This window comes from uncultured Dokdonia sp., assembly GCF_947492815.1.
Lineage (GTDB): Bacteria > Bacteroidota > Bacteroidia > Flavobacteriales > Flavobacteriaceae > Dokdonia.
Genome location: NZ_CANLOB010000011.1, coordinates 119,192 through 134,495, shown reverse-complemented (window position 1 = coordinate 134,495; position 15,304 = coordinate 119,192). Strand labels below are relative to the sequence as shown.

The 15,304-nt window shown below is 32.4% G+C and carries 17 protein-coding genes; 13 read left to right on the top strand and 4 right to left on the bottom strand.

Annotation, left to right across the window (positions count from 1 at the left end; all coding sequences use genetic code 11):
- Window positions 1-225 precede the first annotated feature (225 nt).
- The 7 genes from Q1A01_RS12335 (at window position 226) to Q1A01_RS12305 (ending at window position 7,249) form a co-directional block, all read left to right on the top strand.
- Window positions 226-1,008, top strand: a complete 783-nt coding sequence (locus Q1A01_RS12335) for a hypothetical protein (protein ID WP_299681061.1) — start codon at window positions 226-228, stop codon at window positions 1,006-1,008.
- 155 nt (window positions 1,009-1,163) lie between these two features.
- Complete coding sequence (locus Q1A01_RS12330; RefSeq protein WP_299681057.1) at window positions 1,164-2,045, top strand: hypothetical protein; 882 nt, start codon at window positions 1,164-1,166, stop codon at window positions 2,043-2,045.
- A gap of 273 nt (window positions 2,046-2,318) precedes the next feature.
- Complete coding sequence (locus Q1A01_RS12325; RefSeq protein WP_299681054.1) at window positions 2,319-3,035, top strand: hypothetical protein; 717 nt, start codon at window positions 2,319-2,321, stop codon at window positions 3,033-3,035.
- Between the two features lie 76 nt (window positions 3,036-3,111).
- Entirely contained in the window at window positions 3,112-4,905 is a 1,794-nt protein-coding gene (locus Q1A01_RS12320; protein ID WP_299681051.1) for a WG repeat-containing protein, read from the top strand.
- A gap of 146 nt (window positions 4,906-5,051) precedes the next feature.
- A complete protein-coding gene (locus Q1A01_RS12315; protein WP_299681048.1) occupies window positions 5,052-5,786 on the top strand; it encodes a hypothetical protein in 735 nt (244 codons plus the stop codon).
- Between the two features lie 538 nt (window positions 5,787-6,324).
- Entirely contained in the window at window positions 6,325-6,579 is a 255-nt protein-coding gene (locus tag Q1A01_RS12310; protein ID WP_299681045.1) for an autorepressor SdpR family transcription factor, read from the top strand.
- 19 nt (window positions 6,580-6,598) lie between these two features.
- A complete protein-coding gene (locus Q1A01_RS12305; RefSeq protein WP_299681042.1) occupies window positions 6,599-7,249 on the top strand; it encodes an SdpI family protein in 651 nt (216 codons plus the stop codon).
- Here the strand turns inward: Q1A01_RS12305 and Q1A01_RS12300 are convergent.
- The 3 genes from Q1A01_RS12300 to Q1A01_RS12290 all read right to left on the bottom strand — a co-directional run bounded on the left by Q1A01_RS12300 (window position 7,246) and on the right by Q1A01_RS12290 (window position 8,193).
- Window positions 7,246-7,536, bottom strand: coding sequence for a type II toxin-antitoxin system RelE/ParE family toxin (locus Q1A01_RS12300; protein WP_299681039.1), 291 nt, complete (start codon window positions 7,534-7,536; stop codon window positions 7,246-7,248). The genes Q1A01_RS12305 and Q1A01_RS12300 overlap by 4 nt on opposite strands.
- Window positions 7,529-7,834: a CopG family transcriptional regulator gene (locus Q1A01_RS12295; protein ID WP_363322579.1), complete on the bottom strand. Its 306-nt coding sequence runs from the start codon at window positions 7,832-7,834 to the stop codon at window positions 7,529-7,531. Before Q1A01_RS12295 ends, Q1A01_RS12300 begins: the two co-directional genes overlap by 8 nt.
- Window positions 7,835-7,902: 68 nt before the next feature.
- Window positions 7,903-8,193 (bottom strand): DUF493 family protein, encoded by a 291-nt coding sequence (locus Q1A01_RS12290; protein WP_299681036.1) that lies wholly within the window; start codon window positions 8,191-8,193, stop codon window positions 7,903-7,905.
- A 266-nt stretch (window positions 8,194-8,459) separates the two neighbouring features.
- Here Q1A01_RS12290 and Q1A01_RS12285 point away from each other — a divergent pair, with 266 nt between their 5' ends.
- From Q1A01_RS12285 to Q1A01_RS12260, 6 genes are all read left to right on the top strand, one after another.
- Window positions 8,460-8,996 (top strand): ATP-binding protein, encoded by a 537-nt coding sequence (locus tag Q1A01_RS12285; RefSeq protein ID WP_299681033.1) that lies wholly within the window; start codon window positions 8,460-8,462, stop codon window positions 8,994-8,996.
- Complete coding sequence (locus tag Q1A01_RS12280; protein ID WP_299681030.1) at window positions 8,993-10,885, top strand: ATP-dependent DNA helicase RecQ; 1,893 nt, start codon at window positions 8,993-8,995, stop codon at window positions 10,883-10,885. Before Q1A01_RS12285 ends, Q1A01_RS12280 begins: the two co-directional genes overlap by 4 nt.
- On the top strand, window positions 10,882-11,850 hold the full coding sequence (gene fmt / locus Q1A01_RS12275) for a methionyl-tRNA formyltransferase (protein ID WP_299681027.1): 969 nt from the start codon (window positions 10,882-10,884) through the stop codon (window positions 11,848-11,850). The genes Q1A01_RS12280 and fmt overlap by 4 nt, the downstream gene beginning before the upstream one ends.
- Before the next feature lie 185 nt (window positions 11,851-12,035).
- A complete protein-coding gene (locus Q1A01_RS12270; RefSeq protein ID WP_299681025.1) occupies window positions 12,036-12,308 on the top strand; it encodes an HU family DNA-binding protein in 273 nt (90 codons plus the stop codon).
- A 235-nt stretch (window positions 12,309-12,543) separates the two neighbouring features.
- On the top strand, window positions 12,544-13,740 hold the full coding sequence (locus tag Q1A01_RS12265; RefSeq protein ID WP_299681023.1) for an LETM1-related biofilm-associated protein: 1,197 nt from the start codon (window positions 12,544-12,546) through the stop codon (window positions 13,738-13,740).
- Window positions 13,741-13,941: 201 nt separating this feature from the next.
- Window positions 13,942-14,448, top strand: a complete 507-nt coding sequence (locus tag Q1A01_RS12260) for a hypothetical protein (protein WP_299681021.1) — start codon at window positions 13,942-13,944, stop codon at window positions 14,446-14,448.
- A gap of 3 nt (window positions 14,449-14,451) precedes the next feature.
- On the opposite strand, the gene Q1A01_RS12255 is transcribed toward Q1A01_RS12260, so the two are convergent.
- Complete coding sequence (locus Q1A01_RS12255; protein WP_299681070.1) at window positions 14,452-15,210, bottom strand: LytTR family DNA-binding domain-containing protein; 759 nt, start codon at window positions 15,208-15,210, stop codon at window positions 14,452-14,454.
- Between the last annotated feature and the right edge of the window lie 94 nt (window positions 15,211-15,304).

Below are 15,304 nucleotides of genomic sequence, written 5' to 3'. Positions count from 1 at the left end.
CGAAATAATTAACAATCAAGAAAGAATTGATTATTTGTCTAAATTCTTTTAAACTTAAAAAGTACTAGTGGCAACAACATGTATAGCTCATTGCGACTGAATTGCTTAATCGGAATTCATTGCAATTTGCTATCTTTCGGTTACGGCGGAAAATCATAACTGATTTTCCGCAACGAGCCATACACAAGACCGCTGTACACAATATAAACAAACAGAATGAACAGAATGAACAGAAAAATAATCACACTTTTACTTTTAGCAATATTTACAAATTTTGGATATTCTCAATCTGACAAAATCAATATCAAAACCGAAAATTTGACAGAAGCGAATTATCTAAAAATGGATGATTTTTATTTAACTCATTACTTATACATTGATTTGTTTTTAAGAGAGAATCTGTTTCCAGAAGTAAGTCCTGAAGACGTTTCATCTATTCTAGAAGCATTAAAAAAATACGTTTCAGCAGAAAATAAATTGGATATCGAAATTGAAAAACCTGGAAAAAGGAATTACTTAATCCGATTCGCAATTTTAAAGAAAGATGACGGAACTGAACTTTTAATAGCTTTCACGAATTGGAGCGTTAAGAAAAAAGAGTTTGAAAAAGATATTAAAATGGAAAATGATTCCTATACGAGATGGTATTTTCTAAATGGTAACAAAATGACTTACCGAAAAGATATGTCTAACCAAAGCGATTATTCAACTATGAATAAATCTGACTTGGCGAATGCTTATCTATTCGATGAAATATCTGAAAATGATTCTGAGATAAAAAAAGCAATAGACGAGTATCTAAATCAGAACGAATTAAGTGTTTCAGATAAAATTATGGCGAATTTAATTCTTTTAAAATATCAAATCTTTAAAAAAGAGAACGATAATGTGACTAAACAAACTGAATACGTAACTGAACTATTTGAGAAAAATAAGTCGGAATCAAATTTAAGAGGTTTACAAGCAGCGTTTAATGCGACAAAATTTCAAATAGAATTAAGTAAATAAATACTGTGTACAACAATGGCTATAAGTAATTGCTTGTTCTCGCCTACTTTTGAAAATCCTCGCGGATTTTCAGTTTGGTGTGTACTTGCTAAGTTATGTGCTAAACTACGCTACTACTCATAGCCGAGACCGTTGCCAGTAATTTAAGCCAACCTATGAGAAAATTGATTTTAAACATAGTTTTTATACTAACAACTTTATGTTCTCTCGCTCAAGAAAAGAAAGATTACAAAGTGTATCAGTTTGAACAAAACGACAGCTTAAACGGACACTTTAGCAAAATTGTAAGATACAATGAAGATGGACTAAAATCTTATGAGGAACTTATAGATTATAAGGTTTCCAAACTTTCTAGCTTTAGCGATTATATAGACAACCATTTTTATAGCGATACATTATTAATAAAAACCCAAACAACATATAATAACTCTGAACGCAAAGCTGAAACAACCTTTGAATATAATTCGGACAGCCAATTGATAAAAGAAACAGTCTCAAGCTATGAAAGGAGATTGAAAAAAGACTTAAAAAAAGGCATTGAATATGGCGATTGTATAATCGAAGAAGAAGATTACGAGAAAAATCCAAGTTGGGAAATTGAAACTGAGAAATTTTTCAAGTATAATTTAAAAGGACAATTGATAGAAACCTATGCACCAGAAAAAAGTCAATCTCGCCAAAACAGATACCTATACCGTTATAACTATGACGGTTTAATTGAAAAAGTTACTTCATTAGAAAATAACGAGATTATTTGGGAAGAATTCCGAGAAAATTTTAAAAATGGAAATTATGACTATATCAGATTATGGTCAAATGATTTTACGTTCAAAAACGTATGCAGAAGTGTTGGAGCAAAAAGGTTTAAATATGACAGTAGAAATAATCTAATTGAAAAATCTAGACCAGACGAAACTGGAATACGCGGAATTGTTAAAACAAGATTTTATTACGATGATAATGACGTTTTAATAAAACAGGAAAGATATAATAGCAAAGACGAATTAGAAATTACTCATATTTATATTTACGAATAAAAACTACTGACAACAACATGTATAGCTCATTGCTAATCAGTTTATTAATCGAAGTTAAGACATATTTTGAAAGTCGTCAAATTTTTAAATTTGGCTTTTAAAATAGAAAAGTTAAAAACAAAATATAAAAATTCGGCTCTGTGTTAACCTGCCTGCCGGCAGGCAGGTCTGAAAAGTTAGTGTCTATTTGTACGCTACGTTCCATACACAAAGCCGTTGCCTAAAATAGGCTAAAACAATAATTCAATTCAAAATTGACTAATCAAATAATATATGAATAAAATAGTCTTAGTATTAATTTTAGTTTCAACTATTATTTCTTGTAATTCTCTAAATGAACCAAAAACTAATGACTTACATTTTTTTGATGCCATAGGAAATGTAAAAAGAATAGCCTTAGAAAATCAAACTGTATTTGGAGGAAATGAAGAAACAATATTATACAGATATAAAAATCCTAAATTTAATATTGATTGGTCAAGTATGTGGTTAGAATTCAATGAAAAAGGCCACTTAATTAGTGCAAAGCCTTCGAAATCATCTTTCGCCTATCCTTCTTCAAATAACAGAATAGAAAGATTTGAAGATAGTATTATGATTCAAATTAAATCTAAATCTCAAATATTTAATATGAAAATAAAACAGAATGACTCTTTACTCAATTATAGTCGTTCTGATTCTATCAATGGAAACTTACTTTCTATGTATAAAGCCGATTATCTAATTGAAAAAAGTTTTCATATTCCAATAGAAATGAATTATAAAGAACTAAACATCAATAAAGTTAATTTTAAAAGAATAAAAGGCAGTAGTGGTAAAGACAGTGTAATTATCTATCGTACACCAGATAAAAAACTTAAAGGGAAAATATTTTATATCAGTTATGATTCTATAGGTAATTGGAGGGAAAGAGTAGTTTTATATTTCCTTCCTGACAAAAGAAAAAGAACTAGAGTAGAAAGAAGATATATTGAGTATTTTCAAAATTAAAAAACCACAGTAGGTAACATTCTGTATAAAACATAGCGCAAGTAATTGCTAACACTAAAGCTTGGGCATTTGACTAATGAGGATATTAAAAAACATATTTAGTAAAAGGAAAAAGGATAAAACAGCCTCTGAAAGTTCTAAAGAAATGGAATTAGTTAAAACTAAAAACACTTCTTACTCTACAAAAAACAAATTAAAATTCGTCTATAATGGGTTAAAAGAGTTTTACCCATATTCATTTGATGAGTTGGAACAAAGTCTTAAACTGGAATTTGATTTAGATCAAAAATTAAATTACTGGACTAAAGTTGTTGAGCAATTTAATAAACTAAGTATAGAACCAAAAAATAAGAACAAAATCCGTCTTGATATCTTGGGAGATTCTTTCAGAGCAATAAAGAAAGAAAATAATCAAATAACGTATTACCCTTTATTTGAAAAATGTTTAGATATAAGGTTCCAAGAATTTATAAAAAATAGGAGTCAAAAAGGTTACTTTGAATTCAGAAAAGTAGAATTAACTACAAATCATAGAAGACAAAGCTATGATGGCGGATTTAGCTGTTTTTGTGAGGACACGAAATCTACTTTTGAAATAAGTCCTAATAGATATATTTATGAACCTATGATAAAACTAATCACAGGTCAGACCTGCGATATTTTTAGAGCACGTTTTATGAAATGTGGTGTAATTGTTTCAAATAATTCATTTTTAATAGAACCCTTGTTCGATAATATTCACTACTATACAAGGCATAATGTCTTTTGTGGATTAATTAAAGAAAAGAGAAATAACGATTTTAATAATGCGGCTTATTACAAGAAATACTTCTTTGATATTTTAGGCAACTTAATTTTTGAAATACGTGGAGAATATGAAAAACGTTTTTTACCTGAAATTGGTATTAATTATAATTTACCCAAAGAAAACAATATAGTTGAAATTAAAACAGAACTAATCGACAGGAACTATCGTAAGGTTTTTTCATCTTCCTATTATACTAATGGCAGTTCATATAATGAAACAACAGGTTTAATAAACAATAATAACAATCAAATTTTACCTAAAAAATATGGAGACTTAATAGTTTTTGAAAAAGAACAGACAATATTAGCTTCAAAAGATGATGAAGTTTACCTTTTTGAATTAAATAATGTTGATTTAGTAAAAACTCTTAATTGTAATGCTTTCATAGATGATAATGATTATGGTAAAGAAAAAGAAATCTCATCTTACACGAGAGTTGTTAAAAAAAATCAAACAGAATCTGAAAATGAATTTATTGATTTATGGGGTCTAATAAATGCTCAAGGAGAATACCAAATACCTTTAGAATACAACTATTTAGAGAGAAGTGATAAATTAAATTACTATAAAGTATTTAAAGCACCACCTACCTCAAGAGAAAACCATTTTAATTGGATTGATGAAGAAGCAGAACTATTTGCATATAATAATACAGAAGAATCTCACAATTGGTGGTCAGAGTATGAAAGTAAATCTTTTACATCTAGTTTATATGTTATTAGTTCTTGGAAAGGGAATTACCTTGGTATTGTAGATATAAATAACAATTTAATTATTCCAAAAAAGTATAGTTGGATTCAATTTATTTCTTCTAAATTATTAATTGTTAGCACTGATAGTGAGGTTATTAACTATTATGATAAAGACAGTGGTGGTGAAAATACCTATGTAATGGGCGGTAAATTTGGTGTTATTGATGTCGGTAATAAATTAGTAGTACCATTAGAGTATGATGCAATTAGGTTAAGAGAAAATAAAATATATGCTCAAAAAACTAGTTCAGGTGATTTTAATGAAAATGAATCTTTTGATATTTATGATTTGAATGGAAATAAAACTTAAATATAAACGCACTATAGCACAGTATAAAAATAATAGTGATTTAAGTGGTAAAACGAAAGTATAAACATAAAACAAAGGTCAGTGTAAAATCGAAAAGTTTGTGATTAGAAATCTGCTACTATTCATAGACTAGACCGTACATAAGAATGAACATTTTCGGAATAAAAAGTAAAAAGGAATATTCCTCTAAGAATATTTTAAAGCAACTGGACGAATGCGCTGAAGATTTTACATTTCCAATGTTGGATAATGGATATGTTTATCCTGTTCATTCTAAATTAAGTGCATATCGTGATGAAAAAAGATGGGCATTGATAATTGAAGTAATCGGATTTAATTATCGTGGTAGAGGACATAACGGAATCTCAAATTGTTTGCACATCTTTGGGAATTGTATCCCTACAAAACCAGGAACTGACAACGATAATTTTTTATATCTAACTGATGATAACTCAGAACATTCTACTTTTGATGAGGAATATCTGGAAAGCTTGAATCCCAAGACAAAGACTATGGTTTTGAGAGATAAAGAAATCGTCATTAATCATAATCGTGAATTCTATTTAAAAAAAGGAATTGAACTTGAAGAAAATGACAAAATTTTCGTTTGGGAATTTTTGAGAGGCTTAGAACCCGAATACAATAATGAATTTGAGGCAACTGAAAAAGAAATCCGAGACCGAATACCTGCGGACTTACCAAAGATTATAGAACTGACGGAATGGAATCATCCTGACTGTGCTGATTCGGAACTTCCGAGCAAAAATGAAACTTTTAAGCAAATAGCAAAGGTTTTAGAAACTGGACAAAAAGAATTTTATAAACCGACTAAAAAGCCAAATAATCATTGGAAAAATTGGCCTGATGGAGGTACATTATAAACAATAAAAAACGTATGGTAACAAGGTGATAAAATCATAGTGGCTAAAAGCCACAACGATTCATACACGCAACGTTTTAAAACATACTCCATATTGACACATCTCCTAGTCTCCTACTTCGGCAAGCTCAGCACAGCGTCTTTCTAGAGGGGAAACGCTTCTCTTCATATCTGTGAAGGCGGATATCCCATGACTATTTCCCAATCATTTAAAATAGTGTAACACTTTAATTCAAAGTAGTAAGCTATTTTAGTCTATGTTCTCTTTTCTCTTTTCTTTCTTCTCTTTTTCAAATCATTCATTATATGCTCCTACCTTCCGGCAGGCAGGTTCGCGAAATCGAGCTTGTGAGATTCACGACCAAAGGGAGAGCGAAGCGATAAAGCGTAAACACCCATAAACAAAGGTACTCCTGAAGGTAAACACTTCTATCCATATCCGCGTAGACGGATATCTCATAATTATTTTTAACCAAATTATGTAACATTTTTTGAAAATCTCGTCTATTAATTAGATATTTGTCTAAATACTTAATTACTTGAACAAACTATTTAAAGCTCTTAATGACGAGACACGACGAGAGATTCTCAATCTTTTAAAAGAAAAGGATCTTACCGCTGGAGAAATCGCAGCCGCATTTGATATTTCAAAACCTAGCATCTCTCATCACCTTGATTTATTAAAACAAGCCAATCTTGTGAGTAGTATTAAAAAAGGACAATATGTGACGTATAGTCTCAACACGACCATTTTAGAAGAGGTCATGCAATGGATTATACACTTAAAAAATTAACCTATTAACAGCCATTATTATGAATGCACGTAAAGAATTTCCGTTACTATGTATTGTTGTATTACCATTCCTATATCTAGCTTTTATTTATACAAGCTTGCCAGATATAGTACCAACACACTGGAATATTGAGGGACAAATAGATGATCGAGGCTCTAAACAACTGCTTTGGATCATTCCATTTGCAACTTCATTTTTAGGCTATATATTAATGAGCATTATCCCTAAAATTGATCCTAAAAAACAGATCAAACAAATGGGGGCTAAGTTTTATCAGCTCAAGTTTATTGTGGTCTTATTTTTAACTGTGTTGGGACTTTATCTTTTATATGCTACCAAACAAGAATCAATGTCAAATCCAAATATCCTCTTGATACTCATTGGGGTCTTTTTTACAGCTTTAGGGAATTACCTCCCGTCTGTAAAACCTAATTATTTTGTAGGATTACGCTCACCATGGACATTAGAAAGTGCTACGGTATGGAAAAAAACACATAGACTCGCTGGAAGATTATGGGTCGTAGGAGGCATTGCTGTTATTGTAGCTTCTCTTTTACTACCACAGTCACAAAACTTAGTTGTATTTTTTGTGATTCTTGGAGTCATCACACTGATTCCTCTTATCTACTCGTATGTATGGTATAAACAAGAGAAGACAGAAGTAGTTTAACGAATACTATCTAAATCTTGTTTTCCTATGATGGTCATAATTTCGACAATAGTATCACTCCCTATTCTGTAATAAATAGTATCTGATCCACAAACACAACGTCTGTAACCTCTTCTTATATAATCAACAGATTCAAAAGATAAAGGACGTTGTGCTATAATTTCGAAATATTGAAAAAATGACTCAAAGTAACTATCTGCTTGTTTTACTCCAAATTTCTTAACACCATATTGATGAATCCTAATAATATCTTCTTTTGCTACGTTACTGAGTCTGTAGTTAGCCATTAAGTAATGACTTAGATTGTGTTAATAGCTGCTCTTTAGTATCTGCAGTAAAGCCACTCTTTTCTGCTCTTTCAAGCTTAGCTGTAATCCAGTCAACTTGCACTTGTTGCTTTCTAGCTTGTCGCACTAAATCGTTAATGAGTTCACTTTTACTAGCATACTCTTTACTATCCACTTGAGATTTTAACCATTCATCATTCGGATCTGTAAATGAAATACTCTGTCGTGCCATAATTTCTTTTTGGTGTAAATCTACACCAAATATGCGCATATTGCAAAAAAGATGTAATAGTTTCATCAGAATTCTTTTTCTAAAAAAAACAGGTGTGGAAGTTCCACACCTGTTCATATATTTAAAACGTACTATTATAAAGAAATAACCCCCTCTACCATTCCTACTTCTTTATATTTTGCAATAACTGCATCTGGATTTTTCATACGTACATTTACAGAAACACTCGTATACTTCCCTGTGCGTGATTCTTTTCTATTAATAACTGCGCCTGTATGATCAAAAATAGTTTCTATCTCTTTTATTTTTGAAATATCAGTAGGTACTATAAACTTATATAAATAAGGTGCTGGCCATAGTGAAGTATCACTAAGCTGTACTTTTAGTTTTTTATAAAACTCTTCTGTATTATTATCTGGTGTCATACCGTTTATTTAAGTTGGCAAAGATAACACAAGCTTACAATATGTTATACAATATCGTTACTGATGTAAATCATCTATCTAAAACTGTTCTTTTTGCGTTATGCTTCTATATGAAATAAAACCATCACTAGAGTTATGTCTTAATTTTCTATTTCGCCTTTCACAAAAAACATTCTATTTTATTTGAGGAGATTTTGCATCCATAATGGTATAAATTTGTTGTTCGTCTAGCTTTACCTAATTTTGCATAAACTAGTACCATTTTTATGCCAAAAAGCATTTTACTAATAGGAGGCCCGTCAACAGGAAAGACAACACTCATAAACTACCTCAAAACACTTGGATACCCTTGCCTTGAAGAAATATCAAGAGAAGTCATAAAAAAGGCTCAAAACGAAGGTGTAGACCAACTTTTTCTGGAAAAACCGTTGCTTTTTAGTCAATTATTAAAAGATGCCAGAATACAACAATATGATGCAGTTGCTACCTATGATGCAGCATATGTATTTTTAGACAGAGGAATTCCTGACACAGTGGCATATATGGACTACATAGGACAAGAATACACAAAAGAATTCGTTAACGACTGTAAGAAGTATGTATATGACATCGTATTTATACTTCCCTTGTGGAAAGAAATCCATCAAACCGATGGCGAACGATACGAGAGTTTTGAACAGGCTCAAAAAATTCAAGACCATCTAATAGCAACCTATCAAACCTATGGATATACTCCCATAGAAGTACCCAAAGGTGACGTTGCCACTAGAGCATCATTTATTATAAACAAATTAAAGGGTTGAAGCACACCCCAAAAGACATATTAAAAACATACTGGGGATATGATTCCTTTAGACCTTTACAAGAAGATAGTATACAAAGTGTTTTAAATCAGCAAGACACCATAGCATTACTACCTACTGGTGGAGGTAAATCTGTATGCTATCAAATCCCTGCATTGGCCTTAGAAGGAATTGCTATTGTGGTGTCACCATTGATTGCACTTATGAAAGACCAAGTGCTTAATCTTCAAGAAAAAGGCATAAAAGCCTTAGCCATTACAAGTGGAATTACCTACCGTGATCTAGATACCTTACTCGATAATTGCATCTACGGAAATTACAAACTCTTATACGTATCTCCTGAGCGATTACAGCAAGAACTTGTCATAGAACGTATCAAACAAATGAATGTCTCTCTGATTGCAGTAGATGAAGCACATTGTATCTCACAATGGGGACATGATTTTAGGCCTGCCTATTGTAAAATTTCCCGCTTGCGCGAAATAAAACCCAACATACCCATCATTGCGCTCACTGCAACAGCAACTCCCAAAGTCATCCAAGATATTACCGAAGAGTTACAATTAAAAGATCCGTTACTTTGTAAAGGATCATACCACAGAGAAAATCTTACCTACACCCTTATTCATAGTACCGATAAACATTTTCGCCTTGAGCAAACCCTAAAAAATACGACACAGAGTGCTATTGTATATGTACGTAATCGGAAAGCGACCATAAACACCGCACAATTTTTAATAAGTCGAGGCATTACAGCTACCTATTATCATGGCGGGATGTCGCGAGAAGACAGACATAAACATTATAAAAATTGGCGTGATAACAAAACACAGGTCATGGTAAGCACCAATGCCTTCGGAATGGGAATTGACAAAGCCGATGTTGATACGGTGGTGCATCTAGAAATTCCAGACAGTTTAGAAAACTATTTTCAAGAAGCAGGCCGTGCCGGTAGAAGTGGGCAACCATCTAAAGCTGTCCTTATATATAATGAGAATGACACCATACGTCTTAATAATCAGTTTTTACAAGTAATCCCTACCGTAGCATTCGTAAAAGAAATCTATAGCCGACTTAATAATTATTTTCAAATCTCATATGGGGAAGGAGAAGAAAGCAACCACCGATTTAATTTCAGTACGTTTTGTCAAACCTACTCCCTACCCACCATGCGTACGTATAATGCATTATTGGCATTAGACCGTAATAGTATAATCAGTCTCTCACAAGAGTTTACAAAAAAAGCAACCGTGACCTTTAATGTAACGGATGTTGCACTTACCTATTATTTAATTAAAAATCCGCAATGGGAGGATATTATAAAAACAGTACTACGCACCTATGGTGGCATTTTTGAACAACCAACGGCTATCAATTATAGTATCATTGCCAATAAAGCAGGTACAGCTATAGATAAAGTACACAATGCACTACTCATGCTAGCCAAAGATGATATCATTACTTATGATCATCAAAGCTATGATACAGCCATTACCTTTTTGGTTCCCAGAGAAGACGACCGCACTATTCATGTAATTGCTTCTCATATAAAGACACAAGCCAATTACAAGAGGCAACAAATAGAAACAATTAAAAACTATGTAGCAAATACGACTACTTGTAGAAATGTACAACTCCTCTCCTATTTTGGAGAACAGCATACCGCACCTTGTGGCAAATGTGATGTATGTGTTTCTAAAAATGCAACATCACCACAAAGCAGTAGTATAACAGATGTTATTTTAAATACGCTTTCGCGAAAAGAATTAAGTTCGCGTGAACTATGTGAATTGCCGTTTACAGAAACCGAAATTATTACCACATTACAATTGCTTTTAGATCAAAAAAAGATTACACTTACCCCAGTAAATACATATAAGATATTATGAGAGACATACGCATCGTTTTTATGGGCACACCAGACTTTGCCGTTACTATATTAGAAACCCTAGTAACACAGAACTATACAATCGCTGGTGTGATTACCGCTCCAGACAGACCTGCAGGAAGAGGACAGAAATTACGCAAAAGTGCTGTAAAAGTATATGCAGAGTCACAAGGGCTTACCATATTACAACCTACCAATCTTAAAAACGAAGATTTTCATAAGGAATTAAAAGCGCTCAACGCCAATCTTCAAATTGTCGTTGCCTTTCGTATGCTTCCCGCTGTGGTTTGGAAAATGCCAGCATATGGTACCTTTAATTTACATGCATCGTTATTGCCACAATATCGTGGTGCTGCTCCTATTAATTGGGCTATTATTAATGGAGAGACAGAAACAGGTGTGACGACTTTCTTTATAGATGAAAAAATTGATACGGGCGCTATTATATTTCAAGAGCGTCTTGCTATAGGTGAAAACGAAAATGCTGGCAGTCTTCACGATCGTTTAATGCACCTAGGAGCATCATTGGTTACAAAAACAGTAGACGCCATTGCAGAAAATAGTGTCACTACCCAAATACAACCCCAATCTGGTGATCTAAAAACTGCCTATAAACTCTATCCAGAAAACACAAAAATAAATTGGGAAACATCTACCCAAAGCATCCATAATCATATTAGAGGATTAAGCCCATATCCTGCCGCTTGGTGTTACCTTATAAATAATGACAAAGAAGAACGGGTTAAAATTTATAACGCTTTTGCGAAAGCGTATACAGAAACTTCAGAAGAAAAGGAAGCAAAAAATACAATAGGAACCATTCAAGTAGAAAACGGAAACCTAAAAGTCACAACCCTAAATGGATACCTTTTTATTACAGAAATACAACTTCCAGGCAAGCGAAAAATGGATGTAAAGTCACTTTTGAATGGCTATAATTTTAACAAAAATGCCAAAATGCGCTAAACCCGCACTGTCATTGGGCTTACAGAAATAGCCAAAAAAGGCCATCTTTATTAACAATCGCCTTGATTTATTAACAAAATCGCCGATTTCCCTTGCTATTACTTGCACGAGTGAATTTTACGTATAAATTTGTTGTAGAATTAAACACACAGTTTAACTAACAATAATTAATTAAATTTTACATTATGAACAAATCAGAATTAATTGATGGAATGGCGGAGCACGCAGGAATTACTAAAGCAGCTGCAAAAAAAGCATTAGAGTCTTTCTTAGGAAACGTAGAAGGAACACTTAAAAGTGGAGGACGTGTTTCTCTAGTTGGATTTGGATCTTGGTCTGTATCTCAACGTAATGCTCGTGAAGGAAGAAATCCACAAACTGGAAAAACTATCCAAATCGCTGCTAAAAATGTAGTAAAATTCAAAGCTGGTTCTGAGTTAGGAAACGCAGTAAACTAATCAGACTTTGATATAACATATATATGAGGTCTTATCTCATTATATTAAAGAAAGCTCAGCAGTAATGCTGGGCTTTTTTTATAAGAACACATCAAAAGATTTCTACAATTCAGTTACATTTGTGACAAACTACCTCGGGCAAGCCCACGAGACATTTATATGAAACCGAATTTCAGTTTCGAGGCAAGCATCGGAATATTAAACCCTTTGGCGGTGCCAATAAAGTTATAGATTCATGAACCCATCGGCTTTAGGTTGGATAAAAAAACACTTACCATACTTCTTACAGTTTATGGATGCCCATCCTATGGATGAAGAAGAAATGTATGCGCAACTTCGAGTAAACGGGTTTATTTATGGCACTTCTATTAAAACACTATGTGATAAGGAAAGTGAACAATTAAAATGGACAGAAGAAGAAAAAACAAAAGTCAATCTGTTTGATGCACTTGCCTTTACTTATTTTGATTGTATCGAAAATGCCACGGCTACAGATTGTATAAAAAGTATGATCTCTTTTTATAGCCATTTGAATAAAAACCAAGGAGGGCCTCCTATCAAATTAGGAAGCTCTACAGAAGCTAATTATAGGATTCTTGAAAAGATCATACAGGAACGTATTCAAACCAACGAGCCACTCTTTAAAAAGAATTTTAGCCATATTATTACCAATGCCTTATTATTCTTAGATGTATTAAGTTTTGATCATTACCTTATTTCGGGAGAAGATCCGCTACCGTATGCAGTATGCCTTGAAAAAAACCTTACTCAAATTGTCTGGTTGGCATTAAAGCAAAAAGAAAATAAAGATCATTATAACGAACTCCTCATTAAACTATTTGAGAGCTCTATTCGATATAATACGACGATAAAAAGTGATAATCTCACCTTACAGGATATACAAAGTAATGTGGTATCACAACCCCTTGAGCAATTATACTTACTTGATTTATGTGCTTTATCCTTATTTGATGATGAGCAAATAGATACACACGAAGAGATTTTCATGTCAGAAATCTCACAAATACTTCGTATTTCTCATACAGATAAAGAAACGTCTCTTGCAGCAGTCGCTCATTTTATTTCAGAACACAAGGAAGATATTGCCTACCTCAACTACAGTAATCCTGTAAAGCATTTTTATAATCAAACTACACGAACAGTTTCTACTTTAATATTACGCAATAAGAAGCGTCTTGTTAAAGAAATCGTTCAAAGTAAAGACTTAGTAGTTTTACTAGGAAACTCGACCGTACGTGACCTCTCTGACGATGAAAAGAAAGTCGTCAAGAATCAGTTGTTGGATATTTGCAAATCCATTCCTTCCTTAGCAATCTTCTTATTACCCGGAGGAACGATCCTACTTCCTATTCTAATGAAGTTTATCCCTACCCTGCTACCTAGTGCTTTTAACGAAAATCAGGTGGATTAATAACAATTAATTGCTTCAGAAATTCACACAATAATTATCTTTAGTATTTAATCAGAGAATCATAGCTAAAATTTTTCATCAATAATCACACATAAAATCGTTTGCTTTAAAGCTGAAGATCATCATAAAACTGCTTGACTTCGTAAATTTCAAATGAGAGAATTAATGCGTAATTAAAGAAAACAACACTGAAAGAGTAAAATGAAATCATCAATGCCCATTATAGACCATGATGTATTTACAATTCGTAAATTACTTTTGATAATAGGTGTCATTGCTTTTGTTTTAGGAAGTCTAGCAATTGCCATGAAATGGCGAAGTGCGGGAAGTCTTTTATTACTTACTTCAACATTTGTCTTTTTCGGATACTACCTACTCAACAAAAGATATAAAGCATATAGAGAAATCTACTTAGAATATATACCAGATCACAATGTCAATGACATGTTACATCATGGCTCTTTTGAATGTACGAATGCGTATCTGAATTACAAGAATAAAAAAGTAAATCAGAAAATACATTGGACTGAAATTTCAAGCTATAAACTTATCAAGTCACAACATATTGTTTTGTTTCATAAAGATGCAAAAAAGAATAGCATCATAAGTGAAACTGAGATGGATGCATTAGACTTTAAAGTAGTCATTGATTTTATAAAACAGCGTGTTAAAAAAACTACATATAATAGACCTTATATAAAGCCTTAATTTTTAATCAATCCACGTTTTAAAATCCTTTACGCGCTCTCTACTGACGATAATTTCTTGTTCACTCCAATTGTTCAATTTAATCTGTAATCGAGAGTTAGTGTAGGAAATAATATCATTAATGGCATTGATATTTATATAAAACTTGCGACTTACTCTAAAGAAGGTTTTAGGTTCTAGTTCGTCTTCTAAGTTTTCTAAAGTGGTATCTAATAAATAATTCCTTCCTTCGGTAGTTCCAGCATACGTTCCTTTGTTTTCACTGTAAAAACACTCTATTTCATCTACAGGAATCATTTTAAGATGTTGTCCAATCTTCGTTGTAAAGCGACTTTTATATTCACGCTCTACAGCAGTAACTCCTAATAGTTTTTTAATGTCTTCAAAATTTAAGGCTACATCTTGTTGTTTTGGAATACGTTCTTTGTATTTGGCGACAGCTTTCTCTAAATCTTCATCATCTATTGGTTTTAAGAGATAGTCGACGCTATTTAATTTAAAAGCCTGTAAGGCATACTCATCAAAAGCTGTGGTAAAAATAATAGCACTCTTCACTTCTACCTGATCAAAAATTTCAAAAGACAGTCCATCTGACAACTGAATATCTAAAAAAATCAGATCTGGATGTGTATTATTCTTAAACCAAGCAACTGCTTCTTCTACAGAATATAACATCTCATTGACGGTTACATCCAGTTCAGCCAGCATTCTATTTAATCTTCTTGCTGATGGTTTTTCATCTTCTATTATCAATACATTCATCATGATTTGTAAACTATTCGTTTTATTAAATTATTTTAAGTGTTCTACAAAATCTAATAGTACATCATCAACTATTGATTTTTGTATTTCTGGT

Coding starts and splice junctions, on each gene's coding strand:
- Q1A01_RS12330 (WP_299681057.1), top strand. CDS start 1,164: ATGAGAAAATTGATTTTAAACATAGTTTTTATACTAACAACTTTATGT.
- Q1A01_RS12270 (WP_299681025.1), top strand. CDS start 12,036: ATGAACAAATCAGAATTAATTGATGGAATGGCGGAGCACGCAGGAATT.
- Q1A01_RS12305 (WP_299681042.1), top strand. CDS start 6,599: ATGAATGCACGTAAAGAATTTCCGTTACTATGTATTGTTGTATTACCA.
- Q1A01_RS12255 (WP_299681070.1), bottom strand. CDS start 15,210: ATGAATGTATTGATAATAGAAGATGAAAAACCATCAGCAAGAAGATTA.
- fmt (WP_299681027.1), top strand. CDS start 10,882: ATGAGAGACATACGCATCGTTTTTATGGGCACACCAGACTTTGCCGTT.
- Q1A01_RS12320 (WP_299681051.1), top strand. CDS start 3,112: ATGAGGATATTAAAAAACATATTTAGTAAAAGGAAAAAGGATAAAACA.
- Q1A01_RS12325 (WP_299681054.1), top strand. CDS start 2,319: ATGAATAAAATAGTCTTAGTATTAATTTTAGTTTCAACTATTATTTCT.
- Q1A01_RS12300 (WP_299681039.1), bottom strand. CDS start 7,536: ATGGCTAACTACAGACTCAGTAACGTAGCAAAAGAAGATATTATTAGG.
- Q1A01_RS12295 (WP_363322579.1), bottom strand. CDS start 7,834: ATGAAACTATTACATCTTTTTTGCAATATGCGCATATTTGGTGTAGAT.
- Q1A01_RS12290 (WP_299681036.1), bottom strand. CDS start 8,193: ATGACACCAGATAATAATACAGAAGAGTTTTATAAAAAACTAAAAGTA.
- Q1A01_RS12335 (WP_299681061.1), top strand. CDS start 226: ATGAACAGAAAAATAATCACACTTTTACTTTTAGCAATATTTACAAAT.
- Q1A01_RS12285 (WP_299681033.1), top strand. CDS start 8,460: ATGCCAAAAAGCATTTTACTAATAGGAGGCCCGTCAACAGGAAAGACA.
- Q1A01_RS12265 (WP_299681023.1), top strand. CDS start 12,544: ATGAACCCATCGGCTTTAGGTTGGATAAAAAAACACTTACCATACTTC.
- Q1A01_RS12315 (WP_299681048.1), top strand. CDS start 5,052: ATGAACATTTTCGGAATAAAAAGTAAAAAGGAATATTCCTCTAAGAAT.
- Q1A01_RS12260 (WP_299681021.1), top strand. CDS start 13,942: ATGAAATCATCAATGCCCATTATAGACCATGATGTATTTACAATTCGT.